Here is a 24756-nt window from a genome sequence, read left to right on the forward strand (position 1 = left end):
TCAGGAACTGGTTGAACCAGCCGGCCAGGCTGGCGGTTTCGTCCTTGCCTTGCACCTTGAGCTGGCGCGTCAGGTCGCCTTCACCTTCGGCGATCTCTTGCAGGCCGTCGGCTACGCCACGGATCGGGCGCACGATAACGCTGGCAAAGCTGGCACCGACTATTGCGAACACCAATGCCAATACCGCTGCAATGGCTGCAATCAACCAAGTCAGGCGCGTGGCGCCGGCCATCACTTCGTCGCGCTTGATCAGGCCGATAAAGCGCCAGCCCAAGTCTTTGGAGCTAACCATATTGGCCATGTACGCCACGCCATCAATCTCGATCTGGGTCACGCCGTCGCCGCGTTTAGCCAGTTCGGCATAGTTCGGGCCCAGGTCGGCCAGGGGCTTGAAGTTGTGCTTGGCATCGCTGGGGTCCACCAGCACGTTGCCGTTGCCTTCCACCAGCATCAGGTAGCCGCTGTCGCCCAGCTTGATGTTGCGTACCAGTTCGGTGAGCTGCTTGAGCGACACGTCCAGGCCGACCACGCCGAGGATATTCCCGGTGGCGTCGGCGACGGTGTGTACGGTGCCGATCAGCGTCACATCATCCGGCGCCCAATAATAGGCACCGGTGCGCACGGTTTTACCCGGCGCGGCGATGGCCGCCTGATACCAGGGGCGCACGCGCGGATCGTAGTTGTTGAGTTTGGTGTCGTCGGGCCAACTGGCGTAGCCGCCGTCTTTCAAACCCAGGGACAGGTAGGCAGTGCTGGGATGGCTCTTGGCGAACTGGTCGAAGATCTCCAGCAGCTCTTTATTCGTGGGGGTGAGCGGGATTTGTGCGGCGTCGGCGCCGGCGTAGCTCTTGAGGTCCTTGGCCGCGACAACGCGCGGGTCCTTGGCCACATAGTCGACGTTCTGGCTGATGCCATCGAAGAACTGCTGCATGCCATTGTCGATCTGGCGGATCTCGCGGCCACTGCTGTCGAGGAAATTGGCCTGGGCCCCCTCGCGCAGATTCAACACGACCAGCACGGCCACCAGGATAACCGGCACGCACGCGATGGCGGCAAATGCCCAGGTCAGCTTTTGCTTGATATTCATGACTTCACCCGCGGGTATTTATAATTTTGGCAAGGAGAAAACAGTAGCGTCGAGCGTCGCATGTGTTGTTATGAGGGGGGTGTGGCCCATGCGTACTCCCTGTATATCGACTGAGGGAGCACGCACTTGAGGCCGAAGGGAGGGTTTAACCGATGCGCTCGCCACCCAGCGCATCACGCTGCATTGACTGCAGGTTTTTCTCGATGGTTTCGCAGATGGTGTCCATCTGTATCTGGTGTTCGCTGGAGTTGAACGGGCTTTGCAGGTCGGTGCCGATGCGCTCGATGGCCAGCAGCATGAAGCCCACCACCGTCGAGGCCAGCGGGGTGAACCAACCCAGGGACTCCACCAGGCCCACCGGTACGATCAGGCAGAACAGCGAGATAAACAGGCGCGGGAAATACACGTAAGGGTAGGGTAGCGGTGTGTTGGCGATCCGTTCCATGCCGCCCTGGGCGTTGGACAAATCCACCAGGGTCGACTCCAGCCGTGCCAGGCGAATGCTGTCGAGGTGACCGACCTTGTACTCCCGTGCCAGCAACGCCGCTGAACCGCTGAGGATATCGTTGGCAAAGTTGTTGGTGGCGCCGTTACGCGCAAACTCATCGCCGGGGATAAACGCGCGGACTTCTTCAGGGCACGGTTGGCCCTTGAGGTGCGCGGCCAGGCAATTCACGTAGGCCACATGGCGACGCAGCAGGGTGGCCTTGACCGGGTTCACTTCGTCGTCGGGATCGTCCAGCAGGGTCAGTACCTGGCGTGCAAAACTGCGCGAGTTGTTGACCATCGCGCCCCACAGGGTACGGGCTTCCCACCAGCGGTTGTAGGCGCTGCTGTTACGAAAACTGATCAGCACCACCAGCGCCGAACCCAGCAGGGTCAGGGGCATCAGCGGCAGATTGATCTTGTAGGTGAGGAACAACATGAAGTCCACAGTGACGGCGACGTCCCACAACAACAGCCAGAACAGCGCCCAGCCCACGTAGCCCATGGTCTTAATGATCAGGCGGTACTTTTTGATGATGGCGGCTTTCAAACGAGAACCTCGCGAGCGGTAAGCAACAGTGCTTAAGCTCGGACGCGGGTTCACAGCAAAGGTTCGCCTGATGCCTGAATCGTTTAAGTGCCGCGAATGTCGATCTCTTGCTGGCGCAGCACCTCAAGCGCTGCCAGCACGACATGCGCTTGTCCAATGACGTTGCCCGCCATTACTTCATGGTCGTCTATTCATGATGGTTTCTCATTCGGGCGAGTACGTTGTTTTTATCGATGGCACTGACCACCTCAATGCCAAGTTTCACCCAAGGACTGCCTGCTGCGCCTGGGGGACCTGAGCATGATGTTCAACGCACGGTTGGAGGCGCAGCAATTTGTCGACCAACTGCAAGGGCGCATTGGCGCACTCAAATTCGGCGGTGCGCCGAGCCGTGATGCTGTGCAGGGGGAGGCTGATCCTGGCTCAGTGCTGGGCGAGGATGCACCCGAGTAAACCCGGAAAGCGCGCCTCAAGCACCTCGGCACGCAACGAATTCAGATGCGTGGTTCCCGCGCTGCGGGTGTGCACCAGCCCGGCGTCACGCAACACGCGAAAGTGGTGGGACATGCTCGACTTGGGTCGCCCGCCATCCAGTTCGCCACAGGTGGCCTCGGGCACGCCGGCCAGGCAGCGCACGATTTCGAGGCGAACCGGGTCACTCAGCGCGTACAGCAGGCGTTCGAGGGTCAGGTCTTCAAGGGGAGGGTGTTTAAAGGCTCGCATGAAATGAATCATAGCAGGGGGGTATCGTTGAATACCATAGTTCGATTACCATCGAACTATCGAATCACTCACTCGCTCTTGGAGTTCTTCATGTCCGCTTTGTTCGAACCGTTCACACTCAAAGACGTCACCCTGCGTAACCGCATCGCTATTCCGCCGATGTGCCAGTACATGGCCGAAGACGGCATCGTCAACGATTGGCACCACGTGCACCTGGCCAGCATGGCCCGTGGCGGTGCCGGTCTGGTAGTGGTCGAAGCCACCGCTGTCGCGCCGGAAGGCCGCATCACCCCCGGCTGCGCTGGTATTTGGAGCGACGCCCACGCCGAGGCCTTCGTGCCAATGGTCAAAGCCATCAAGGCTGCTGGCTCGGTGCCGGGCATCCAGATCGGCCACGCCGGCCGTAAAGCCAGCGCCAACCGCCCGTGGGAAGGTGACGACCATATCGCCGCCTCCGATGCCCGCAGCTGGGAAACCATCGCCCCGTCGGCCATCGCCTTTGGTGCCAACCTGCCGCAAGTGCCGCGGGCCATGACCCTGGACGACATTGCGCGTGTGCGCCAGGACTTCGTCGACGCTGCCCGCCGTGCGCGTGACGCCGGCTTTGAGTGGATCGAACTGCATTTTGCCCACGGTTACCTGGGCCAGAGCTTCTTCTCCGAGCACTCCAACCAACGCACCGACGCCTATGGCGGCAGCTTCGATAACCGCAGCCGTTTCCTCCTGGAAACCCTGGCCGCCGTTCGTGAAGTCTGGCCGGAAAACCTGCCACTCACTGCACGTTTCGGCGTGATCGAATACGACGGCCGCGACGAGCAGACCCTCACCGAGTCCATCGAACTGGCCCGTCGTTTCAAGGCCGGTGGCCTGGACCTGCTGAGCGTGAGCGTCGGTTTCACCATCCCTGACACCAATATTCCGTGGGGTCCGGCGTTCATGGGCCCGATCGCTGAGCGCGTGCGTCGCGAAGCCGGTATTCCGGTCACCTCGGCCTGGGGTTTTGGCACACCGCAGCTGGCTGAAGGTGCATTGCAGGCGGGTCACCTGGACCTGGTCTCGGTGGGCCGTGCTCACCTGGCAGACCCGCATTGGGCATACTTTGCGGCTAAAGAACTGGGCGTCGATAAGTCGTCCTGGACCTTGCCTGCGCCGTATGCACATTGGTTGGAACGCTATCGCTGAGGCGAAATAGCCTGCGTTCATCATCGAAAGCCACTCTCAGGAGTGGCTTTTTTTTCATCTGTCGAAAAGTAACGAATGAGAACGCATGTCAATCGGTAATGAGTTGCTATAACATGCGCGGCAAAATAATTGGCAAATATGCTGCTCCATCTGGCTCATTTACTAGGTCATTCCCATGCGTCGTACCCTGGTTTCCCTGTGTGTGCTTCAGGCGTTTTCCCCGTTGAGTTGGGCAGAGGTCGAGTCGGCTGAAAAAGCCGGCATCGAGTTGCAGGCCACCAGCATCACCGGCACTGCCGACTATGAAACAGCGCAGGGGCCGGTGCAGGGCTACCACGCCACACGCTCGGCGAGCGCGACGCGTACCGACACGTCGATTCATGAAACCCCGCAGTCCATCAGTGTGGTCTCCAAAGACGTGGTCGAGGACATTGGTGCTACCCGCCTGCAGGACGCGCTGGATTACGCCGGCGGTGTCGGGCGTGCCAACAACTTCGGCGGGCAGGGGCTCACCACCTTTACCGTGCGCGGCTTTACCACCGGCGAGTTCTACCGCAACGGCTTTCCGATCAACCGTGGTTACCCGAACATGCCGGACGCCAACACCATCGAACGCCTGGAAGTGCTGCGCGGCCCGGCGACCATGCTCTATGGTCGTGGCGATCCGGGTGGCACCTTCAACGTGGTCTCCAAGCAACCGCTGGCCGAGCCTACGGTGACCCTCGGCAGCCAGCTGGATGATCAGGGCATGCAGCGCGCCACCCTCGACGCCTCCGGCCTGCTGGACGAACAAGGTCGCCTGGCCTATCGCCTGAATGTGGTGGGCGAGGGCGGCGAGACCTTCCGTGACCATGTCGAGACCGAGCGTTACGGCGTGACGCCGGTCATCACTTGGCAAGCCACCGACGACACCAAGGTGATCTTCGAAGGCGACTTCATGCGCAACAATCACCCGCTGGATCGTGGCCTGACGCGCTTTACCAATCAGAAAGGCACCGCGTCGCGCGATACCTTCTGGGGGGATAAAGATGTCGGTAAATTGCACAACGACAACAACATGGCCCAACTGCGTTTCGAGCACCTGCTCAACGACAATTGGACCCTGGGCGGTGGGTTTCAGTGGTTGGACGGTACCTTGCAGGGCAACGCGATTGAAGCCAATAGCCTGGCGGCGGACGGTCACACGCTCAACCGAAACTTCAACTACCGCAAGCTGGAATGGACCGATAAAGATGCCCAGCTCAACCTGACCGGGCATTTCTCCACCGGGGCTTTTGATCACACCTTGCTGACGGGGGTTGAGTTTGAGGATTACGACTATAAGTCGATCATCCAGCGCTCCAGTGCCGCCTACACCAGCGATATTTTCAACCCGGTCTATGGCAAACCGCGCCCGGCGCTGACCAGCACCCCGACTCACGATAAAGAAAACCTTAAAACCTACTCGGCATTCATTCAGGATCAGGTCGCGCTGACCGAACGTCTGAAAGTGTTGGCGGGTGCGCGCTTTGAACGCTTCGAGCACGAGTACGAGACCTATGTAGCGGGTGGTAAAAACTGGAAGGCCAGCGACAACTCGGTCACTCCACGCGTGGGTGCGATCTACGACCTGACTGACACCCTGGCGATCTATGCCGACGCAGCACGCTCGTTCAAGCCCAATACCGGTGCTAGCAGTGGCGGAGTTGGATTTGAACCTGAAAAGGGCAAGTCGTATGAGATGGGCATCAAATGGGAAGGGTTGGATCGCCAGTTGAGCGTTGATGCCGCGATCTATCAGATCGACAAGAAAAATGTGCTCACCACTGATCCTTTGGACCCGAACTCAAAAGTCGCCGCTGGACAGGTGCGCAGCCGTGGGTTCGACCTGAACGTTGCCGGCAACCTCACCCCGGAATGGCGTGTCATCGGTGGCTATGCGTATGTGGACGCCGAAGTGACCAAAGACAACACCATTCGGGTCGGCTCGCGGTTGGCCAACATCCCGCGCAATAGCTTCAGCTTGCTGAACGTGTACGAATTTCAGGATGGCAGCCTTAAAGGGCTTGGGTTGGGCGCCGGCGCCAAATATGTCGATGAGCGCGTTGGCCAGACCTCCAATACGCCGTTCTCGATGGACGCCTACACCGTGGTCGACCTGCTCAGCTACTACAAGGTCAACGACAAAGTCCGGCTGAACCTGGACGTGAAGAACCTGTTCAACCGTGACTTTGAAGAAGGCGCGTTCGGGAACTTCTACGCCTACCCAGGCGAGCCGCGCACGGTGCAGGTCGGTATCGCCTACACCCTCTAACGGCGTACACAGGTAAAAATGTGGGAGTGGGCTTGCCCGCGAATGCAAAGTGTCAGTCACTGAATGTATTGGCTGATACACCGCATTCGCGAGCAAGCCCGCTCCCACATTTGGATCGAGTTACACCCGATAAAGCCCGGTTGCCGGCTCCCGCTTCAGAGCGGCGTCAGCACATTCATCACCGTATCCAACGCCACCCGCGTGTCATCCAACTGCACCAGCGACGCATGCCGCGCGCCCAGCGCGTCGCGGTTCTGGATTGCGGTGAGAATCGCCTTGTGCCGGGGCAGGCTCAGGCCCTGGATGTCCGGGCGGCGGTTGGTGATATTGATCGACTCGCGCAACGGCAGCGACAGCATATTGCACATGTAGGCCAGCAGGTCGTTGCGGGTGGCGTCGGCAATCGCGCGGTGGAAGTCCAGGTCGGCCTGAAGCAGCTGTTCGTGGGTCTGCGCGGTTTCCATGCCCAGGTAGGCTTGTTCGATGGTGGCGATGTCTTCATCGGTGGCGGTGGTCGCAGCCATGGCGGCGATTTCCGGTTCGAGGATGCGTCGCACGCCGGCCAACGTGTTGAAGAACTCACTGTGGGGCGTGGACTGCATCAACCAGGACAATACGTCCGGGTCGAGCAGGTGCCATTTCAACCGAGGCCGCACCACCGCGCCCACCCGTGGCTTGGAATACACCAGGCCCTTGGCGCTGAGCACCCGCGTAGCCTCACGCAACACCGAGCGGCTGACCTTGTACTCCTCGCAGAGCGTGGCCTCCATGGGCAGCCGTTCTTCAGGCTTGAAGCGACCGGAAACGATGTGCATGCCCAAGTCCTGAACGATCTGGGCATGCTGGCTCTTGCGCGGCTTGGACGGCTGGTGATCCATGACTACAGGGAGGCTCTGGCTTGAATTCGCCGCATCATAGCATCCCAATTAGTGGGAATGCCTTGGGACTTCCGCCCCGCGGCAACCCACCAGGAAGTCAAAGTCACAGCCCTGGTCGGCCTGCAGCACATGGTCGATGTACAGCTGGCGATAGCCGCCGACGATGAGTTTCTGCGGCGGCGCCAGGTCGGCCATGCGTGCCGCCAGCTCTGCGTCGGGGATGTCCAGGTGCAAGCGGCCGTTGGCGCAGTCCAGTTCGATCCAGTCACCCTCCTTGACCGTGGCCAGCGGCCCGCCGGCCGCAGCCTCTGGCGCCACGTGCAACACCACCGTGCCATATGCGGTGCCGCTCATGCGCGCATCGGAAATCCGCACCATGTCCGTCACGCCCTGGGCCAGCAGCTTGGCGGGCAGGCCCATGTTGCCGACTTCGGCCATGCCTGGGTAACCCTTGGGGCCACAGTTTTTCATGACCAGGATCGAGTTGGCATCCACGTCCAGTTCCGGGTCATTGATGCGCGCCTTGTACATGTCGAAGTTCTCGAACACCACCGCACGACCTCGGTGCTGCATCAGTGCCGGGCTGGCGGCGGACGGCTTGAGCACCGCACCGAGCGGCGCAAGGTTGCCGCGCAACACGCAGATGCCGCCATCGGCGCGAATCGGGTTGTCGAGGGTGCGGATCACTTCGTCCTGGCCGTAGATCGGCGAGTCCTGGGTGTTCTCGCCCAGGGACTTGCCGTTCACGGTCAGGGCATTCGGGTGCGGGATCAGGTTGGCTTCACCGAGGCGGCGCAGCACGGCGGGCAGGCCGCCGGCGTAGTAGAACTCTTCCATCAGGAAGCGGCCCGAGGGTTGCAGGTCGACAATGGTCGGCATGCCACGGCCGATGCGGGTCCAGTCATCCAGGTCAAGTTCGACGCCGATGCGCCCGGCAATGGCTTTGAGGTGGATCACCGCGTTGGTCGAACCGCCGATGGCCGCATTCACGCGGATCGCGTTTTCGAACGCCTCTTTGGTGAGGATCTTCGACAGCTTCAAGTCTTCGCGCACCATTTCGACCGCACGCATGCCCGACATATGCGCCAGCACATAGCGCCGTGCATCCACCGCCGGAATCGCCGCGTTGTGGGGCAGGGAAGTGCCCAACGCCTCGGCCATGCAGGCCATGGTCGACGCGGTGCCCATGGTGTTGCAGGTGCCTGCCGAGCGTGACATGCCGCCCTCGGCCGCGAGGAAATCATCCAGCGTAATCGTGCCAGCCTTGACCTGTTCACTGAGCTGCCAGACCACTGTGCCCGAGCCAATGTCCTGGCCCTTGTGCTTGCCGTTGAGCATCGGCCCGCCGGTGACGACGATGGCTGGCACGTCGCAACTGGCCGCGCCCATCAGCAGGGCGGGGGTGGTTTTGTCGCAGCCGGTCAATAGCACCACGCCGTCAATCGGGTTGCCACGGATTGCTTCCTCTACGTCCATGCTTGCCAGGTTGCGGGTAAGCATCGCGGTAGGGCGCAGGTTCGACTCGCCATTGGAGAACACCGGGAACTCCACCGGGAAGCCGCCGGCCTCGATCACGCCGCGTTTGACGTGCTCGGCAATCTGGCGGAAATGCGCGTTGCAGGGGGTCAGCTCTGACCAGGTATTGCAGATGCCGATGATTGGCTTGCCATGAAACTGATGGTCGGCAATGCCCTGATTCTTCATCCAGCTGCGGTACATGAAGCCGTTCTTGTCGGCGGTACCAAACCACTGGGCAGAGCGTAGGCCGGGCTTTTTATCAGGCATGATCGATTCTCTTATTGTATGACTATATGTTCTATGCGTGCTTAAACATAAGCGCAAAAACGCTGCTTTGGAAGAGTTGTTTTGTAAATAGTCATACTATATAGTCGGCTTCAACAGAGGTATGACCCTGGCGGATTTCCGCGAGAGGCGTCCCCCGAGCTTCTATAAAAACAACAATCGGAGATCGACCCCATGAGCCAGGAACTGCGGCTTATTCGGCGCATCACGCTGAAACTGATTCCCTTCCTGATCCTGCTGTACCTGATCGCCTACGTGGACCGCTCCGCTGTGGGCTTTGCCAAGCTGCACATGGGCGCCGACGTCGGCATCGGCGACGCCGCCTATGGCCTGGGCGCGGGGTTGTTCTTCATTGGCTACTTCCTGTTCGAGATCCCCAGCAACCTGATGCTCGACCGCTTTGGCGCACGGCGCTGGTTTGCACGCATCATGATCACCTGGGGCGCTATCACCATCGGCATGGCCTTCGTGCAGGGGCCGCACAGCTTTTACGTGATGCGCTTTCTGCTCGGCGCGGCAGAGGCGGGGTTCTTTCCGGGTGTTCTCTACTACATCACCCAATGGTTTCCGGTGCGCCATCGCGGCAAGATCCTTGGGCTATTCATCCTGTCCCAGCCTATTGCGATGATGATTACCGGCCCGGTGTCCGGTGGTTTGCTGGGCATGGACGGGATGCTTGGTCTGCATGGCTGGCAGTGGCTGTTCATCGTGATCGGCACGCCGGCGATCCTGCTGACCTGGCCGGTGCTGCGCTACTTGCCGGACGGCCCCAAGCAGGTCACCTGGATGAGCGAGGACGAAAAGGCCTGGCTCACCGGAGAGCTCGCCAAAGACCTGCAAGCCTACGGCCAGACCCGCCACGGCAACCCGCTGCATGCCCTGAAAGACAAGCGGGTGTTGCTGCTGGCGCTGTTCTACCTGCCGGTGACCCTGAGCATCTATGGCCTGGGCCTGTGGTTGCCGACGCTGATCAAGCAATTCGGCGGCAGCGACCTCACCACCGGCTTCATCTCCGCCGTGCCGTATATCTTCGGCATCATCGGCTTGCTGATCATCCCGCGCAGTTCCGATCGGTTGAATGATCGCTACGGTCATCTTGCGGTGCTTTATGTGCTCGGTGCCATCGGCCTGTTCTTCAGTGCCTGGTTGAGCGTGCCGCTGCTGCAAATGGCGGCGCTGTGCCTGGCGGCGTTCGCGATGTTTTCCTGCACGGCGGTGTTCTGGACCTTGCCGGGGCGCTTTTTTGCCGGCGCCAGTGCGGCGGCGGGCATTGCGCTGATCAACTCGGTGGGCAACCTCGGTGGCTATATCGGCCCGTTCGTGATCGGTGCGCTCAAGGAATACACCGGCAACCTGGCGTCGGGCTTGTACTTTTTGTCCGGGGTGATGGTGTTCGGGTTGGTCTTGACCTTCGTGGTCTACCGCTTGCTGGAGCGCAAGCACGTGCTGCCTGCCGACCAATTCGCCGCCAGTGCCCGTGGCGCTACACGTACTTAATCTGGGAGAAGTTTCATGCGTTTAGTTCAGTTCGAGTTAAGCAACGGCGAACGCCGGGTCGGCGTGGTAGAGGGCGATAGCCTGCGTGAAGTGCAGACGGCACGCAGCGTGCGCGAATTGGCCCTGGCCGCCATCGAAGCCGGCGTCGGCCTGGCACAACAGGTCAATAACCTCGGCCTGGGCGACAGTCACGACTACGCCACGTTGCTGGCCGACCTGAAGATCCTGCCGCCGCTGGACCACCCGGACCCGGCGCATATGCTGATCAGCGGCACCGGCCTGACCCACCTGGGCAGCGCCTCTGCGCGGGACAAGATGCACCAGGCCGGAGACGACACCGCACTGACCGACACCATGCGCATCTTCAAGTGGGGCGTGGAGGGCGGCAAGCCCGCGGGCGGCCAGGCGGGCGTGCAGCCCGAGTGGTTCTACAAGGGCGACGGCAGCATCGTCGTGCGCCCCGGCGCAGCTTTCCCGGTACCGCCGTTTGCCGAGGATGCCGGTGAAGAGCCGGAGATCGGTGGCCTCTACGTCATCGGCCCGGACAGCAAGCCCTATCGTGTCGGGTTCGCGGTGGGCAATGAATTCTCCGACCACGTCATGGAGCGCAAGAACTACCTGTATCTGGCCCATTCCAAGCTGCGCAGTTGCAGTTATGGCCCGGAGTTGCGCGTGGGTGAGTTGCCCCAGCACCTGGCGGGCACCAGCCGTATCGTGCGTAACGGTGAGGAAATCTGGCGGAACGAATTCCTCAGCGGCGAGGCCAATATGTGCCACAGCCTGGAGAACCTCGAATACCACCACTTCAAATACCGTCAGTTCCTCAAGCCTGGCGACGTACACATCCACTTTTTCGGCACCGCCACGCTGTCGTTCGCGGACGGTATCCGTACCCAGCCGGGCGATGTGTTCGAAATCAGCCAGGCCGAGTTCGGTGCGCCGCTGGTCAACCGTGTTGGCAGCAGTGATGCGGCTTTCGAACCCGGCAACGTCATTACCCTTTAAGGAGAAAAACATGACCTCGTTCCTCGGCCACAACTACATCGGCGGTCAGCGTAGCGCCAACGGCAGCGTCACCTTGCAAAGCGTCGACGCCACCAGCGGTGAAGCCTTGCCGCAGCATTTCTACCAGGCTACGCCCCAGGAAGTCGACGCCGCCGCCAAGGCTGCCGCGCAGGCTTATCCTGCCTACCGCGCGTTGAGTGCGGCACGCCGCGCGCAGTTCCTGGACGCAGTGGCCGATGAGCTGGACGCGCTGGGTGATGAATTTGTCGAGCTGGTCTGTCGCGAAACCGCGTTGCCGGCCGCGCGTATCAAGGGCGAGCGTGGGCGTACCAGCGGCCAGATGCGTCTGTTCGCCACCGTGTTGCGTCGGGGTGATTTCTACGGCGCGCGCATCGACAAAGCGCTGCCTGACCGCCAACCCATGCCGCGCCCGGATTTGCGTCAATATCGCATTGGCCTGGGGCCGGTGGCCGTGTTTGGCGCCAGCAACTTTCCCCTGGCCTTCTCTACTGCGGGCGGCGACACCGCCGCCGCGCTGGCGGCAGGCTGTCCGGTGGTGTTCAAAGCCCACAGCGGGCATATGGCGACGGCAGAACGCGTCGCCGATGCGATCATCCGCGCGGCCGAAGCCACCGAGATGCCGGCGGGTGTGTTCAATATGATCTTCGGCGGCGGTGTCGGTGAAGCACTGGTCAAGCATCCGGCCATCCAGGCGGTCGGCTTTACCGGCTCGCTCAAGGGCGGCCGTGCATTGTGCGACATGGCGGCAGCGCGCCCGCAACCGATCCCGGTGTTTGCCGAGATGTCGAGTATCAACCCCGTGATTGTGCTGCCCCAGGCGTTAAAAGCACGGGCCGAAAGCGTCGCGCGTGACCTGACGGCATCGGTCGTCCAGGGCTGCGGCCAGTTCTGCACCAACCCTGGTCTGGTGATCGGTGTCGCATCGCCTGAATTCACCGCGTTCACCCAACAAGTCGCCCAATTGATCGGCGACCAACCGGCACAGACCATGCTCAACGCCGGCACCCTGAGCAGCTACGGCAAAGGACTGGAGAAACTCCTGGCTCATCCGGGTATCCAGCACCTGGCGGGCAGCCGACAGGCCGGTAACCAAGCGCAACCGCAGTTGTTCAAGGCCGATGTACGCCTATTGATCGACGGCGATGAAGTGCTGCAGGAAGAAGTCTTCGGCCCCACCACGGTGTTCGTCGAAGTCGCCGACCAGGTCCAACTCAGCGCCGCGTTGCACGGCCTGCACGGCCAGCTCACAGCAACGATCATTGGCGAGCCGGCCGACCTGCAACAGTTCGCCGAACTCACTCCCCTGCTGGAGCAGAAGGTCGGCCGCATCCTGCTCAACGGTTACCCGACCGGTGTGGAGGTCTGCGATTCGATGGTGCACGGTGGGCCGTACCCGGCGACGTCGGACGCCCGTGGCACTTCGGTCGGCACCTTGGCCATCGACCGTTTCCTGCGCCCCGTGTGCTTCCAGAATTACCCTGATAGCCTGCTGCCCGACGCGTTGAAAAACGCCAACCCGTTGCGTATCCAGCGGCTGGTGGATGGCACGCCATCTCGCGACCCGCTGTAACGCACACCTGAGAACAATAAAAATTCAGGAGGCATCATGTCGTGTATCGCCGTTACCCCGCACCGTGCGCAATTGGGCGAGGGGCCGTTCTGGGATGCGCCGACCCAGGCGCTGTACTGGGTCAATATCGCCGGCAAACAGGCGCTGCGCCTGATGGGCGGGCAATTGCAAGTGTGGCAGTTGCCCGAGCATGTCTCGGCGTTCATCCCGTGTGAAAGCGGCGATGCCTTGGTGACCCTGAGCAGTGGCGTCTATCGGCTCGACCTGGCCACTGAAGCCCTGACGCTGCTGTGCGTAGCGGACCCGCAACCGGGTAACCGCGGCAACGAAGCGCGCTGCGATGCCAGCGGCCGCCTGTGGCTGGGCACCATGCAGAACAACATTGGCGAGCAGGGTGAAGACCTGCCCATCACCCGACGTTCCGGTGGCCTGTTTCGCATAGATGCAGATGCGCAGGTCACGCCGTTACTCAGCGGCCTGGGCATTCCCAACACCTTGCTGTGGAGTGATGACGGCCGCCACGTGCATTTCGGCGACAGCCTGGACGGCACGCTGTACCGGCACGCTATCCAACCCGACGGCCAACTCGCCCCAGCGCAGACCTGGTTCGGCCCACACGAGCGCGGCGGGCCGGACGGCTCGGCCATGGACGTTGACGGCTACATCTGGAACGCCCGCTGGGACGGCAGTTGCCTGCTGCGCCTCACGCCCGACGGCGAAGTGGACCGCATCGTCGAACTGCCCGTCAGCCGTCCCACCAGTTGCGTATTGGGTGGCCCGAACCTCACCACCCTGTACATCACCAGCGCCGCCAGTCCCTTGGATCACCCCTTGGACGGTGCGGTGTTGGCCATGGAAGTTGATGTCCCTGGAAAACCCTGTCATCGCTTTGCTGGATAAAACCCAAGACTTAAAACAACAACAAGGAGTCACCCGTATGAATCGTCGTCGTGGTTTGCGTTCCCTGTGCTGCGCCGCTGTGGCGGTCTCGGCCATGAGTTTGAGCGGGCTGCTGCTGGCCGCTGAGGAAGTGAAAATCGGTTTCCTGGTCAAACAGGCCGAGGAGCCGTGGTTCCAGACCGAATGGGCCTTTGCCGAGAAAGCCGGCAAGGAACATGGCTTCACCGTGATCAAGATCGCCGTGCCCGACGGCGAGAAAACCCTCTCGGCCATCGACAGCCTGGCTGCCAACGGCGCCAAGGGTTTTGTGATCTGCCCGCCGGACGTTTCCCTCGGCCCGGCCATCGTCGCCAAGGCCAAGGCCAACGGCTTGAAAGTCATCGCGGTGGACGACCGATTCGTGGATGCCAAGGGCAACTTCATGGAGGGCGTGCCGTATCTGGGCATGGCGGCCTTCGAAGTCGGCCAGAAGCAGGGCGCCGCCATGGCCGCCGAAGCGAAAAAACGCGGCTGGGACTGGAAGGACACCTATGCGGTGATCAACACCTTCAACGAGCTCGACACGGGTAAAAAACGCACCGATGGTTCGGTCAAATCCCTGGAGGAAGCGGGTATTCCCAAGGATCACATCCTGTTTACTGCCGCCAAAACCCTGGATGTCCCAGGCAGCATGGACGCCACCAATTCGGCCCTGGTGAAACTGCCCAGTGGCGCGAAAAACCTGATCATCGGCGGCATGAACGACAACACCGTGCTGGGCGGCGTGCGCGCCACCGAAAGCGCCGGCTTCAAGGCGGCCAACGTGATCGGCATCGGCATCAATGGCACCGACGCCATTGGCGAACTGAAAAAGCCAAGCAGTGGTTTCTTCGGCTCGATGCTGCCTAGCCCCCATATCGAGGGCTATAACACGGCGCTGATGATGTACGAGTGGGTCACCAAAGGCACCGAGCCTGCCAAATACACCGCCATGGATGAGGTGACCTTGATCACCCGTGAGAACTTCCAGGCCGAACTGACCAAGATCGGGCTGTGGCAATGACCGCTGCTGCCTTGCGATTTGATGGCATTGGCAAAACCTTCCCCGGGGTCAAGGCGCTGGATGGCATCAGCTTCAGCGCCCACCCTGGGCAGGTGCACGCGCTGATGGGCGAGAACGGCGCGGGCAAGTCGACGCTGCTGAAGATCCTCGGCGGCGCCTACATTCCCAACAGCGGCACGCTGCACATCGGCGAGCAGGTCATGGCCTTCAAAAGCGCCGCCGACAGCATTGCCAGCGGTGTGGCGGTGATCCATCAGGAACTGCATCTGGTGCCGGAAATGAGCGTGGCCGAGAACCTGTTCCTCGGGCATTTACCGTCGCGTTTCGGCGTGGTCAACCGGGGGCTCCTGCGCAAGCAGGCCCTCGCTTGCCTCAAGGGCCTGGCGGATGAAATCGATCCGGCCGAGAAACTCGGGCGTCTGTCCCTGGGCCAGCGCCAACTGGTGGAAATCGCCAAGGCGCTGTCCCGAGGCGCCCATGTAATCGCCTTCGACGAGCCCACCAGCAGCCTCTCCGCGCGCGAAATCGACCGCTTGATGGCGATCATCGCGCGTCTGCGCGATGAGGGCAAAGTGGTGCTCTACGTGTCGCACCGCATGGAAGAAGTGTTCCGCATCTGCAACGCGGTCACGGTGTTCAAGGACGGTCGCTACGTGCGCACGTTCGAGGACATGAGCGCGCTGACCCATGACCAGTTGGTGACGTGCATGGTCGGTCGCGATATCCAGGACATCTACGACTACCGTCCGCGTGAGCACGGCGAAGTGGCGCTCAAGGTCGACGGCCTGCTGGGCCCCGGTCTGCGTGAGCCGGTCAGTTTCAACTTGCGCAAGGGCGAGATTCTTGGCCTGTTCGGGCTGGTAGGCGCAGGGCGGACGGAGTTGTTCCGCCTGCTCAGCGGCCTGGAACGTGCCAGCGCCGGGCAACTGGAGCTCTGCGGCGAGCCCTTGCACTTGCAGTCACCACGGGACGCCATCGCCGCCGGCGTGCTGCTGTGCCCGGAAGACCGTAAGAAGGAGGGCATCATTCCGCTGTCCAGTGTCGCCGAGAACATCAATATCAGCGCACGCGGTGCCCATTCCACGTTCGGCTGGTTGCTGCGTGAAGGCTGGGAGAAGGGCAACGCCGATCAGCAGATCAACGCCATGAAGGTCAAGACACCCAACGCGGCGCAAAAAATCATGTACCTCTCCGGCGGCAACCAGCAGAAGGCCATTCTCGGCCGCTGGCTGTCGATGCCGATGAAGGTGCTGCTGCTGGACGAACCCACCCGCGGCATCGATATCGGCGCCAAGGCCGAGATCTACCAGATCATCCATAACCTGGCTGCCCAAGGCATTGCGGTGATCGTGGTGTCCAGCGACTTGATGGAGGTGATGGGCATCGCCGATCGCATCCTGGTGCTGTGCGAAGGCGCGCTGCGCGGCGAACAAACCCGTGAGCACGCGACTGAATCCAACCTGCTGCAACTGGCCTTGCCGCGCAGCGTGGCGAACTGAGAGACGACTATGACCACTCAACACAACGTGCTGCCCACCGCGCGCAAGCCGCTTGACCTGCGCGCCTTGCTGGACAACTGGGCGATGCTGCTGGCCGCCGTGAGCATCTTTTTGCTGTGCGCCTTGCTGATCGACAACTTCCTCTCACCCCTGAATATGCGCGGCCTGGGTCTGGCGATTTCCACCGTGGGCATCGCCGCCTGCACCATGCTGTTTTGCCTGGCGTCGGGGCACTTTGACCTGTCCGTAGGCTCGGTGATCGCCTGCGCCGGCGTGGTGGCGGCGATTGTGATGCGCGACACCGACAGCGTCATGCTCGGCATTGGCGCTGCGCTGCTGATGGGCCTGATGGTAGGGCTGATCAACGGCATCGTCATCGCCAAGCTGCGGGTCAATGCGCTGATCACCACCTTGGCGACCATGCAAATCGTGCGTGGCCTGGCCTACATTTTTGCCAACGGCAAGGCGGTGGGGGTGTCCCAGGATCAATTCTTTGTCTTCGGCAATGGCCAACTGATGGGCGTGCCGGTGCCGATCCTGATCACTATCCTGTGCTTCCTGTTCTTCGGCTGGCTGCTCAACTACACCACTTACGGGCGCAACACCATGGCCATCGGCGGCAATCCGGAAGCCGCGTTGCTGGCGGGCGTGAATGTGGACCGCACCAAGATCCTGATCTTTGCCGTGCATGGGGTGATCGGGGCGTTGGCCGGAGTGATATTGGCGTCGCGCATGACTTCCGGCCAGCCGATGATTGGCCAGGGTTTCGAGCTGACGGTGATTTCGGCGTGCGTATTGGGCGGGGTGTCGCTGAGCGGCGGGGTTGGGATGATCCGCCACGTGATCGCCGGTGTGTTGATTTTGGCGATCATTGAGAATGCGATGAACCTGAAGAACATCGACACCTTTTATCAGTACGTGATCCGCGGCTCGATCCTGCTCCTGGCCGTCGTCATCGACCGCATGAAGCAACGCTGAGTCATGCCCTGTGAAGACTAAATGTGGGAGCGGGCAAGCCCGCTCCCTAAGGTTTAATCGGCGGAGAATTTGAAGACGGTGTTCTGGGTGTAAGTCTGCCCTGGGTTCAGGCGGGTCGAGGCAAACTTGGGTTGGTTGGGCGCATCTGGAAAATGCTGGGTCTCCAGCGTGAACCCGCTCCAGTGCAGGTAGGTCTTCCCAGCCTTGCCCTTCACCGACCCATCCAGGAAGTTGCTGGTGTAGAACTGCACCCCAGGCTCCGTGGTAAACAGCTGCAAACGCCGTCCGGACTCAGGATCATGCACCTCGGCCGCAAGCTGTTTCACATCACCTTTGGTATCCAGCGCCCAGTTGAAGTCGAACCCTCCCTGTTTCGGCTCGGCGAATTTGAGCTGCGGGTGATCGTCCTTGATGTGCTGGCCGATCGGCGTGGGCTTGAGGAAGTCCATCGGCGTGCCTTTGACAGGTGCCAGTTCGCCGGTAGGGATCAAGGTGGCATTCACCGGCGTGTAATGACTGGCATGCAAGGTAGCGACTTGCTTGAGGATGTCGCCATTGCCCGCACCGGCGAGGTTGAAGTAGCTGTGGTTGGTGAGGTTGAGCACCGTGGGTTTGTCGGTGGTGGCGGTGTAATCGATGTGCAGTTCGTTGTTGTCGTTGAGGCGGTAGGTGACCTCGGTCTTCAGGTTGCCGGGGAAGCCCATTTCACCGTCCTTGGACAGGTAGGTGAGGGTCACGCCCACGGAGTCCTTGGCCTTGACGGGCGTGGCTTTCCATACGTGCTTGTCGAAGCCCTGGGCGCCGCCATGCAGCGAGTTGGGGCCATCGTTGAGCGGAACCTGGTAACGCTTGCCGTCGAGCTCGAAGGCACCGCCCGCGAGGCGATTGCCGAAGCGCCCGATGGTCGCGCCGAAAAACGCCGTACCGCTTTGATAGCCCTGCACGTCGTCGAAGCCCAGCACCACGTCCTCGACCTTGCCGTGCTTGTCCGGCACCTTCAGCGACTGCAACACGCCGCCGTAGGTAATCACCGTGGCTTGCATGCCATGGCTGTTGCGCAACACGTACTGTTCGACGGCGGTGCCGTCGTTGGTTTTACCGAAAGGTTTGTGCTCGCTGGTAAGGCCTGCAGCCTGGGCGCCGCCACTGGCGACCAGCATGGACAGGGCGAGGCCGGAGAGCAGGTAACGAGGGTGCTTCATGGTCGAACTTCCTTTTGTTGTTTTGGGTGGAATAGTTCTACTAATGTGCGATATTTTGTCGGTTTGACAGCGAATTTATAGCCTTTAACGCCGTTTTTGCAAAATAAAATAAGACTAATTAAGCGAGGCACCTCTATATGAACACTCAGCATGCGGTTTACCCCGACCTTGAAGGCAAGACTGTCCTGATCTCCGGTGGCGCCTCGGGTATTGGCGAATTCATGGTGCGCGCCTTCGCCGCCCAAGGTTCCAAGGTCGGCTTTGTCGACCGCGCCCAAAGTCAGGGCGAGCGCCTGGCGGCGCTATTGAGTTCGCGCGGGCACACCGTTGAGTTCGTGAATTGCGACATCACCGATGAGATCGCCTACAAGGCTGCCATTGGGCGCTTCGAACACTCCCTGGGACCGATCTCCGTGCTGGTGAACAACGCCGCCAATGACGCGCGCCACACCTTGGAGGAAGTCGACTCGGAGATGTTCGACCGGCTCATCGCCGTCAACCTCAAGCACGCTTTCTTCGCCGCCAAGGCCGTGGTGCCAATGATGAAAAGCGCGGGCGGCGGGGCGATCATCAACCTCGGCTCCGTCGGCTGGATGATGGCCTCCGCTGGCTACCCGGTGTACGCCGCCAGCAAAGCCGCCGCCCACGGCATGACCCGTGCGCTGGCTCGTGAACTGGGACCGAGCCGCATCCGCGTGAATACGCTGGTGCCGGGTTGGGTGATGACGGAAAAACAACTGGCGATGTGGGTCGACGATGCCGCCAAGGAACTGATCAGCCGCAGTCAATGTTTGCCGGGCAGCGTGCTGCCGGAACACATCGCCAACATGGCGTTGTTCCTTGCCTCTGATGCATCGGCGATGTGTTCGGCGCAGAACTTTATCGTGGATGGTGGGTGGGTCTGAGTCGGCCCCGTTCGACTCACGGTGGCAGAGAGCTTATGGGGGAGCGGGCTTGCCCGCGAAGGCAGAGCGTCAGTCGGCACATGTACCAACTGGACACACCGTTTTCGCGGGCAAGCCCGCTCCCACACACCGCTCTGCATCGTTTATTCGATAGGGTAACGCTTGAACGCCGGGTGCTGCTCCAGCCGCTCGGCATGGCGCTTGAGGTTGGGAAACGCATCTGCCTTCACAACCGACGCCACGGTGAACTGGCTGAACGACCAGGCCACCGCCGCCGTAATCGAGGCCTGGGTCAGCGCCTCGCTCTCAGGCAGGTGCTTTTCCAGCAGCGAGTAGGCCGCGAGCAATTGCCCGCTGACGCGATCCAGCCAGGGCGCATGTTGCTTCTCGGCTGGACGCAGGTTGTGTTCGTAGACGATTTGCACGCTTTTCTCACAGGCCGCCAGGGCCAGCCCGAGTGTTTGCAGGTCCTGGGCGCGTGCGTTGGGTTGCTGCGCGAGCAGCTTTTTATCCAGCGGGGCCAGGGCTTCCAGGTAGTCCAGGATCAGGCTGGAGTCCATCAACACCGTGCCATCGTCCAGCACCAGGGTAGGCGCCTTCACCACCGGGTTGATCTGGGCGAACTCGTTGAAGGTGCGGAATACGGACAGCGGTTCATGCACAAAATCCATCCCGTACACGTCCAGGGAAATCGCCACGCGGCGTACGTAAGGCGAGTCCAGCATGCCGATCAGTTTCATGAAGCCTCCATTGCTAACAAGGTGATGGCTCAAGAGAGTAAGGGCTGAGGATCGGCGTGCGCAATGGCCCCCCATCATTGCTGATAGGCGACCGCCAGTTGTCTTCACAGGATGGGTCATGATGTCTGCGCGGCGGTCGTTCATGCCGGGCTCCGCAGGTTCTGGCGGCTGGCGCCAGGTGGCTGGCCGGTAATGCGCTTGAACGCGCGGCTGAATGCCGCCTGGGAGGTATAACCCAGGCGCAGCGCGACTTCTTCGATAGGCAACCGCTCCAGGGTTAGCCATTGGCTGGCCAGGCGCATGCGCAACTCCGTCACGTAGCGCAGTGGCGGGATCCCCAGGGTGGCCTGGAAGCGCTCGGCAAACACCGACCGGGAGGTATGACAATGCGCAGCCAATTCCGCCACGCTCCAATCGCGTCCAGGTTGCTGGTGCAAAGCGAGCAGGGCACCGGCCAATCGCGTGTCGCGCAACGCCGCCACCAGTCCCGATGCGTTACCGCAGGCACATTCCACCCAGCCTCGCACGATCATGGCGGCGACCACGTCGGCCAGGCGCGCGAGGATGCCGGAGTAGCCGATGCGCGCAGCGGATACTTCACGTTCCATCACCGCCAGGATCGGCATCAGGCCGGGATAACGCTGGCCCTGGGCATCGATCAGCATCAAGGCCGGCATCAGGCTGCCGAGTCCCTGGATACTGCCAAGTTCGAACGCCATGCAGGCGCTGAACAGCAAGGTACTGGGCGGCGTGTCGGGCGAGGCATCCACGGCGCACACGGTATCGCCCAGGGAGGTCGCGTCAAAGCCGTTGATGTCCTGCACCGGCCGATCCGCCGTGGATGACAGCGCATGGGCGCCGCCATGGGAGATGAACACGGCATTACCCGCCGACAACTCAAACAGGCTGCCGTCGTCGGTACGCAAGGTCGCCGTCCCGGCGGCAAGGAAGTGAAAGTAGGCATGTCCGGGTTTGGCCTCAAAGCCCATGCCGAAGCTCGGCCCGGCCTGGATACGCCGGTACTGCACCCCACTCAGGCGCATGCCGCGCAGCAGCTCGTCGATGAGGCCGGAGGACAGGTTGAACGGGGCCGCTGGGGTCATGGTCGGGGTTTCAGTCAAAAACTCAAGGGTTTGCATCATAGATCATCCGGATTGACCTACCTAGACTGGCCGTCGCGCAAATTTCCCGAGGATGTCGTGTGATGAATGATTGTGTAGCTCAAGCCTCTGTCCGTTCGCAGGCAGAGCCCGCCACCCCAGCCTGGATGGCGGTGTTTTCCCTGGCCATGGGGGTGTTCGGGTTGTTGACGGCGGAATACCTGCCGGCCAGCCTGTTGACGCCAATGGCGGTGGACCTTGGGGTGTCCGAGGCGCTGGCCGGCCAGGCCGTGACGGTGACGGCAGTGGTGGCGTTGTTCGCCGGGCTGCTGGTACCCGGCCTCACGCGTGGTATCGACCGGCGCGTGGTGCTGCTGGGGTTCTCCCTGCTGATGATTGCCTCAAACCTGTTGGTGGCGTTCTCTTCCAGCCTGGCGGTGCTGCTGTTGATGCGCATTTTGCTGGGTGTCGCCCTTGGCGGTTTCTGGAGCATGGCGGCGGCGGTGGCGATGCGCCTGGTGCCGGCCGCGCTGCTGCCCCGTGCGCTGTCGATCATCTTCAGTGGCATTGCGGTAGGCACGGTGGTTGCCGTGCCACTGGGCAGCTACCTCGGTGGTATGTACGGCTGGCGCAGTGCGTTTGTGGCCGCAGCGGCCGTCGGTGGGGTGACGCTGGCATTCCAGCTGTTCACGCTGCCACGCCTGGCCCCGACGGGCACCGCACGCCTGCGCACGGTGCTGGACGTGCTGTTGCGCCCGGGCATCGCCATCGGCATGTTTGGCTGTGTGCTGGTACACACCGGGCACTTCGCGCTGTTCACCTACATCCGGCCTTTTCTGGAAAGCACCACGGGGGTGGGCACCGAAGGGTTGGCCTTGATGCTGCTGGGGTTCGGTGCAGCCAACTTTGTTGGCACGCTGCTGGCCGGTTGGATGCTGGTACGTTATCCACTCGGCACGTTGGTGCTGATGCCGGTATTGGTGGGCCTCGCGGCACTTGCCCTGGTGTTGCTGCCAGCCTCGCTGCCAGGCCAGGCATTGCTGCTGGCGTTGTGGGGCATGGCCTTTGGCGGGGTGCCGGTGGCGTGGTCGAACTGGGTGGCCCGCGCCGTGCCGGATCAAGCGGAAAGTGCCGGTGGCATGGTGGTGGCGTCCGTGCAATCGGCCATTGCGGCGGGTGCGGCCGGTGGGGGCGTGATGTTCAGTCTCAGCGGCATCGGCGGGGTGTTTCTCGGTGCCGGTGTGTTGATGGTGCTGGCCGCCTTGTTGATTGCGCTGCGGGTAAGCGTGCCGCGCAGTGGAGCCCTGGGCGTGCCGTTGCATCTTTGAAGCGGTCTTGGGATCAGTGTGTGACGCGCCATCAACCTTTGGTTTAGTCTGGAGCGCTTCGCTGATCGCTAACGCCTCTGGAGCAGTAAGCATGACCGATTACGTACCCCCAAAAGTGTGGACCTGGGACACCGAGAATGGCGGCACCTTCGCCAGCATCAACCGACCGATTGCCGGCGCGACCCATGACAAGGAACTGCCGGTAGGCAAGCACCCACTGCAGCTGTATTCCCTGGCCACGCCTAACGGTCAGAAGGTCACGATCCTGCTGGAGGAGCTGCTGGCGCTGGGTCACAGCGGTGCGGAATACGATGCCTGGCTGATCAAGATCGGCGACGGCGACCAGTTCGGCAGCGGCTTTGTCGGAGTCAACCCCAACTCGAAGATCCCGGCGCTGCTGGACCGCAGCGGCGCCACGCCGATCCGTTTATTTGAGTCGGGCGCGATCCTGCAGTACCTGGCCGAGAAATTCGGTGCGTTCTTCCCCACCGAACCTGCGGCCCGTGCCGAATGCTTGTCGTGGCTGTTCTGGCAGATGGGCAGCGCGCCGTACCTGGGCGGTGGTTTCGGGCATTTTTATGCCTATGCGCCGAGCAAGATGGAGTACGCGATCAACCGCTTTGCCATGGAAACCAAGCGTCAGCTCGACGTACTCGACCAGCGCCTGGCAGTGAGCGAATACATCGCGGGCGATGAATACACCATCGCCGATATCGCGATCTGGCCGTGGTATGGCGGGTTGGTCAAAGGTCGCTTGTATGGCGCGGCGGAGTTTTTGGCGGTGCATGAGTACAAGCATGTGCTGCGCTGGGCGGATGCGATTGAAGCGCGACCGGCGGTGCAGCGGGGGCGGCGGGTGAATCGGGTGTCCGGGGAGCCTGCCGAGCAGTTGGCCGAGCGCCATTCTGCAAGCGACCTGGATTAAAACCGTAGGAGCGGGCTTGCTCGCGAATGCGGTGTGTCAGTCAACCGATTCATTGGCTGATCCATCACATTCGCGAGCAAGCCCGCTCACGCAGTTGGATTTGTGTACTCCGAGCTATTTGTAGCGCTGCTCGAACACTGCCACCTGTTCAGGCTTGATCAGTTCGAACGGCACCCACACCTCCGGCTCAATCGCCTCACCCTTGATCATCCGCACCGCCGCCTGCACTGCCTGGGTCGCCTGGGCCTTCGGGTCCTGGAACACCGACGCCGTCAGCAAGCCCCGCTTGATCGCCGCCAGCCCGTCGGGCAAGCCATCGATACCCACAATCGCCACATCGCCCTTGGCTTTACCCGCTTGCTGCAACGCCATGGCGGCACCTATCGCCATTTCATCGTTATTGGCCACGATGGCATCGAACTGCGTACCCGCCAGCAGCCAGTTACTGGTCAGGTCCATGCCTTTGCTGCGTTGCCAGTCGGCGCTTTGCTGCTCGACCACCTTGATACCGGGAAAGTCCTTGAGCACCTGTTTGGCGCCCTCGGTGCGGTCATGGGTGGCGTTTTGTGCAAGGTCGCCCATGATGATCGCCACATTGCCCTTGCCAGCGAGTTTTTCCGCCAGGTAGCGCATTTGCAGTTGCCCGGCCTCGATGTCGTTGGAGGCCACGGTAACCACGCCTTTGGGCAGGGTGCGCTCGTCCGGGTGACGGTTGACGTACACCAGTGGCGTCTTGGCTGCCACGGCGGCGCGGGTCATGTTGGCGGTGGCGGCGGTGTCCACCGGCAGTACGATCACCGCGTCGACCTTCTGGTTGAGGAAACCTTCAACCTGATTGAGCTGACGCACCACATCGCCCTGGGCGTCTTCGAATTGGATCTGCACGTCCTGCTGCCTGGCAGCGGCTTCCAGGCCGGTGCGCACGTAGGTCATGAAGTTATCGTCGACCCGAGCAATGCTCACGCCGATGCGATAGGCGGCGAAGCTCCATTGGCTGAACAACAGCAACAGCGTGGCAGCAAACAATGAATAGCGATTCATA

21 protein-coding genes and 1 pseudogene are annotated in these 24756 nt (G+C 61.7%); 13 read left to right on the forward strand and 9 right to left on the reverse strand.

All coding sequences use genetic code 11. The features are described 5' to 3' along the window. Positions 1 to 7 precede the first annotated feature (7 nt). A pseudogene (locus AC4PS7_RS12890) lies at positions 8 to 1087 on the reverse strand (cache domain-containing protein); the annotation flags it as partial. A gap of 145 nt (positions 1088 to 1232) precedes the next feature. Next, positions 1233 to 2123, reverse strand: coding sequence for a bestrophin family protein (locus tag AC4PS7_RS12895; protein WP_256454706.1), 891 nt, complete (start codon positions 2121 to 2123; stop codon positions 1233 to 1235). Between the two features lie 300 nt (positions 2124 to 2423). On the opposite strand from AC4PS7_RS12895, the gene AC4PS7_RS12900 reads away from it, so the two are divergent. Next, positions 2424 to 2576 (forward strand): hypothetical protein, encoded by a 153-nt coding sequence (locus AC4PS7_RS12900; protein WP_156046226.1) that lies wholly within the window; start codon positions 2424 to 2426, stop codon positions 2574 to 2576. On the opposite strand, the gene AC4PS7_RS12905 is transcribed toward AC4PS7_RS12900, so the two are convergent. Further along, complete coding sequence (locus tag AC4PS7_RS12905; protein WP_032882858.1) at positions 2547 to 2846, reverse strand: ArsR/SmtB family transcription factor; 300 nt, start codon at positions 2844 to 2846, stop codon at positions 2547 to 2549. The genes AC4PS7_RS12900 and AC4PS7_RS12905 overlap by 30 nt on opposite strands. 90 nt (positions 2847 to 2936) lie before the next feature. Between AC4PS7_RS12905 and AC4PS7_RS12910 the strand changes: the two genes are divergently transcribed. Both AC4PS7_RS12910 and AC4PS7_RS12915 read left to right on the forward strand, forming a co-directional pair. After that, positions 2937 to 4028: an NADH:flavin oxidoreductase/NADH oxidase gene (locus tag AC4PS7_RS12910; RefSeq protein ID WP_010211224.1), complete on the forward strand. Its 1092-nt coding sequence runs from the start codon at positions 2937 to 2939 to the stop codon at positions 4026 to 4028. A 175-nt stretch (positions 4029 to 4203) separates the two neighbouring features. Then, positions 4204 to 6321, forward strand: coding sequence for a TonB-dependent siderophore receptor (locus AC4PS7_RS12915; RefSeq protein ID WP_485621415.1), 2118 nt, complete (start codon positions 4204 to 4206; stop codon positions 6319 to 6321). 155 nt (positions 6322 to 6476) lie between these two features. On the opposite strand, the gene AC4PS7_RS12920 is transcribed toward AC4PS7_RS12915, so the two are convergent. Both AC4PS7_RS12920 and AC4PS7_RS12925 read right to left on the reverse strand, forming a co-directional pair. Further along, entirely contained in the window at positions 6477 to 7199 is a 723-nt protein-coding gene (locus tag AC4PS7_RS12920) for a FadR/GntR family transcriptional regulator (protein ID WP_010211221.1), read from the reverse strand. Between the two features lie 48 nt (positions 7200 to 7247). After that, positions 7248 to 8984, reverse strand: coding sequence for an IlvD/Edd family dehydratase (locus AC4PS7_RS12925; protein WP_010211220.1), 1737 nt, complete (start codon positions 8982 to 8984; stop codon positions 7248 to 7250). Positions 8985 to 9176: 192 nt separating this feature from the next. Here AC4PS7_RS12925 and AC4PS7_RS12930 point away from each other — a divergent pair, with 192 nt between their 5' ends. The 7 genes from AC4PS7_RS12930 to araH are packed head-to-tail and all read left to right on the forward strand — an operon-like array spanning position 9177 to position 17514. Then, the gene (locus tag AC4PS7_RS12930; protein WP_021493343.1) at positions 9177 to 10499 is read left to right on the forward strand and encodes an MFS transporter; all 1323 of its coding nucleotides are present in this window, start codon (positions 9177 to 9179) and stop codon (positions 10497 to 10499) included. Positions 10500 to 10514: 15 nt separating this feature from the next. Next, the gene (gene araD1 / locus AC4PS7_RS12935; protein WP_042571519.1) at positions 10515 to 11504 is read left to right on the forward strand and encodes an AraD1 family protein; all 990 of its coding nucleotides are present in this window, start codon (positions 10515 to 10517) and stop codon (positions 11502 to 11504) included. 10 nt (positions 11505 to 11514) lie between these two features. Further along, on the forward strand, positions 11515 to 13095 hold the full coding sequence (locus AC4PS7_RS12940; RefSeq protein ID WP_042571520.1) for an aldehyde dehydrogenase (NADP(+)): 1581 nt from the start codon (positions 11515 to 11517) through the stop codon (positions 13093 to 13095). Positions 13096 to 13131: 36 nt separating this feature from the next. Further along, complete coding sequence (locus tag AC4PS7_RS12945) at positions 13132 to 13995, forward strand: SMP-30/gluconolactonase/LRE family protein (protein ID WP_021493340.1); 864 nt, start codon at positions 13132 to 13134, stop codon at positions 13993 to 13995. A 37-nt stretch (positions 13996 to 14032) separates the two neighbouring features. After that, on the forward strand, positions 14033 to 15037 hold the full coding sequence (locus tag AC4PS7_RS12950; RefSeq protein WP_492179461.1) for a substrate-binding domain-containing protein: 1005 nt from the start codon (positions 14033 to 14035) through the stop codon (positions 15035 to 15037). After that, positions 15034 to 16536, forward strand: coding sequence for an L-arabinose ABC transporter ATP-binding protein AraG (gene araG, locus AC4PS7_RS12955; protein ID WP_256454703.1), 1503 nt, complete (start codon positions 15034 to 15036; stop codon positions 16534 to 16536). The genes AC4PS7_RS12950 and araG overlap by 4 nt, the downstream gene beginning before the upstream one ends. 9 nt (positions 16537 to 16545) lie before the next feature. Further along, positions 16546 to 17514 (forward strand): L-arabinose ABC transporter permease AraH, encoded by a 969-nt coding sequence (gene araH / locus AC4PS7_RS12960; RefSeq protein WP_010211211.1) that lies wholly within the window; start codon positions 16546 to 16548, stop codon positions 17512 to 17514. Positions 17515 to 17567: 53 nt separating this feature from the next. Here araH and AC4PS7_RS12965 read toward each other — a convergent pair whose 3' ends face one another. Continuing rightward, positions 17568 to 18716, reverse strand: coding sequence for an aldose epimerase family protein (locus AC4PS7_RS12965; protein ID WP_010211209.1), 1149 nt, complete (start codon positions 18714 to 18716; stop codon positions 17568 to 17570). Between the two features lie 137 nt (positions 18717 to 18853). Between AC4PS7_RS12965 and AC4PS7_RS12970 the strand changes: the two genes are divergently transcribed. Next, entirely contained in the window at positions 18854 to 19621 is a 768-nt protein-coding gene (locus tag AC4PS7_RS12970) for an SDR family NAD(P)-dependent oxidoreductase (protein WP_021493338.1), read from the forward strand. Between the two features lie 143 nt (positions 19622 to 19764). Here AC4PS7_RS12970 and AC4PS7_RS12975 read toward each other — a convergent pair whose 3' ends face one another. After that, on the reverse strand, positions 19765 to 20361 hold the full coding sequence (locus AC4PS7_RS12975; protein ID WP_021493337.1) for a glutathione S-transferase: 597 nt from the start codon (positions 20359 to 20361) through the stop codon (positions 19765 to 19767). Positions 20362 to 20501: 140 nt separating this feature from the next. Then, a complete protein-coding gene (locus AC4PS7_RS12980; RefSeq protein ID WP_010211206.1) occupies positions 20502 to 21500 on the reverse strand; it encodes an AraC family transcriptional regulator in 999 nt (332 codons plus the stop codon). Positions 21501 to 21565: 65 nt separating this feature from the next. On the opposite strand from AC4PS7_RS12980, the gene AC4PS7_RS12985 reads away from it, so the two are divergent. Both AC4PS7_RS12985 and yghU read left to right on the forward strand, forming a co-directional pair. Beyond that, a complete protein-coding gene (locus AC4PS7_RS12985; RefSeq protein WP_029529179.1) occupies positions 21566 to 22789 on the forward strand; it encodes an MFS transporter in 1224 nt (407 codons plus the stop codon). 91 nt (positions 22790 to 22880) lie between these two features. After that, positions 22881 to 23714 carry a glutathione-dependent disulfide-bond oxidoreductase gene (gene yghU / locus AC4PS7_RS12990; RefSeq protein ID WP_021493334.1) on the forward strand — a complete coding sequence of 278 codons (834 nt, stop codon included), beginning with the start codon at positions 22881 to 22883 and terminating at the stop codon, positions 23712 to 23714. A gap of 114 nt (positions 23715 to 23828) precedes the next feature. Here yghU and AC4PS7_RS12995 read toward each other — a convergent pair whose 3' ends face one another. Beyond that, positions 23829 to 24755 carry a sugar ABC transporter substrate-binding protein gene (locus tag AC4PS7_RS12995; protein WP_010211202.1) on the reverse strand — a complete coding sequence of 309 codons (927 nt, stop codon included), beginning with the start codon at positions 24753 to 24755 and terminating at the stop codon, positions 23829 to 23831. Between the last annotated feature and the right edge of the window lies 1 nt (position 24756).

It is taken from the genome of Pseudomonas sp. DW-iso3 (assembly GCF_058725305.1).

Excerpts from the sequence above, each read along its gene's own strand:
- AC4PS7_RS12985 (WP_029529179.1), top strand. The coding sequence starts at position 21,566 with ATGAATGATTGTGTAGCTCAAGCCTCTGTCCGTTCGCAGGCAGAGCCC.
- AC4PS7_RS12995 (WP_010211202.1), bottom strand. The coding sequence starts at position 24,755 with ATGAATCGCTATTCATTGTTTGCTGCCACGCTGTTGCTGTTGTTCAGC.
- AC4PS7_RS12970 (WP_021493338.1), top strand. The coding sequence starts at position 18,854 with ATGAACACTCAGCATGCGGTTTACCCCGACCTTGAAGGCAAGACTGTC.
- AC4PS7_RS12925 (WP_010211220.1), bottom strand. The coding sequence starts at position 8,984 with ATGCCTGATAAAAAGCCCGGCCTACGCTCTGCCCAGTGGTTTGGTACC.
- AC4PS7_RS12945 (WP_021493340.1), top strand. The coding sequence starts at position 13,132 with ATGTCGTGTATCGCCGTTACCCCGCACCGTGCGCAATTGGGCGAGGGG.
- yghU (WP_021493334.1), top strand. The coding sequence starts at position 22,881 with ATGACCGATTACGTACCCCCAAAAGTGTGGACCTGGGACACCGAGAAT.
- AC4PS7_RS12905 (WP_032882858.1), bottom strand. The coding sequence starts at position 2,846 with ATGCGAGCCTTTAAACACCCTCCCCTTGAAGACCTGACCCTCGAACGC.
- araG (WP_256454703.1), top strand. The coding sequence starts at position 15,034 with ATGACCGCTGCTGCCTTGCGATTTGATGGCATTGGCAAAACCTTCCCC.
- AC4PS7_RS12975 (WP_021493337.1), bottom strand. The coding sequence starts at position 20,361 with ATGAAACTGATCGGCATGCTGGACTCGCCTTACGTACGCCGCGTGGCG.
- araH (WP_010211211.1), top strand. The coding sequence starts at position 16,546 with ATGACCACTCAACACAACGTGCTGCCCACCGCGCGCAAGCCGCTTGAC.
- araD1 (WP_042571519.1), top strand. The coding sequence starts at position 10,515 with ATGCGTTTAGTTCAGTTCGAGTTAAGCAACGGCGAACGCCGGGTCGGC.
- AC4PS7_RS12980 (WP_010211206.1), bottom strand. The coding sequence starts at position 21,500 with ATGCAAACCCTTGAGTTTTTGACTGAAACCCCGACCATGACCCCAGCG.
- AC4PS7_RS12930 (WP_021493343.1), top strand. The coding sequence starts at position 9,177 with ATGAGCCAGGAACTGCGGCTTATTCGGCGCATCACGCTGAAACTGATT.
- AC4PS7_RS12950 (WP_492179461.1), top strand. The coding sequence starts at position 14,033 with ATGAATCGTCGTCGTGGTTTGCGTTCCCTGTGCTGCGCCGCTGTGGCG.
- AC4PS7_RS12910 (WP_010211224.1), top strand. The coding sequence starts at position 2,937 with ATGTCCGCTTTGTTCGAACCGTTCACACTCAAAGACGTCACCCTGCGT.
- AC4PS7_RS12900 (WP_156046226.1), top strand. The coding sequence starts at position 2,424 with ATGATGTTCAACGCACGGTTGGAGGCGCAGCAATTTGTCGACCAACTG.
- AC4PS7_RS12915 (WP_485621415.1), top strand. The coding sequence starts at position 4,204 with ATGCGTCGTACCCTGGTTTCCCTGTGTGTGCTTCAGGCGTTTTCCCCG.
- AC4PS7_RS12940 (WP_042571520.1), top strand. The coding sequence starts at position 11,515 with ATGACCTCGTTCCTCGGCCACAACTACATCGGCGGTCAGCGTAGCGCC.
- AC4PS7_RS12965 (WP_010211209.1), bottom strand. The coding sequence starts at position 18,716 with ATGAAGCACCCTCGTTACCTGCTCTCCGGCCTCGCCCTGTCCATGCTG.
- AC4PS7_RS12920 (WP_010211221.1), bottom strand. The coding sequence starts at position 7,199 with ATGGATCACCAGCCGTCCAAGCCGCGCAAGAGCCAGCATGCCCAGATC.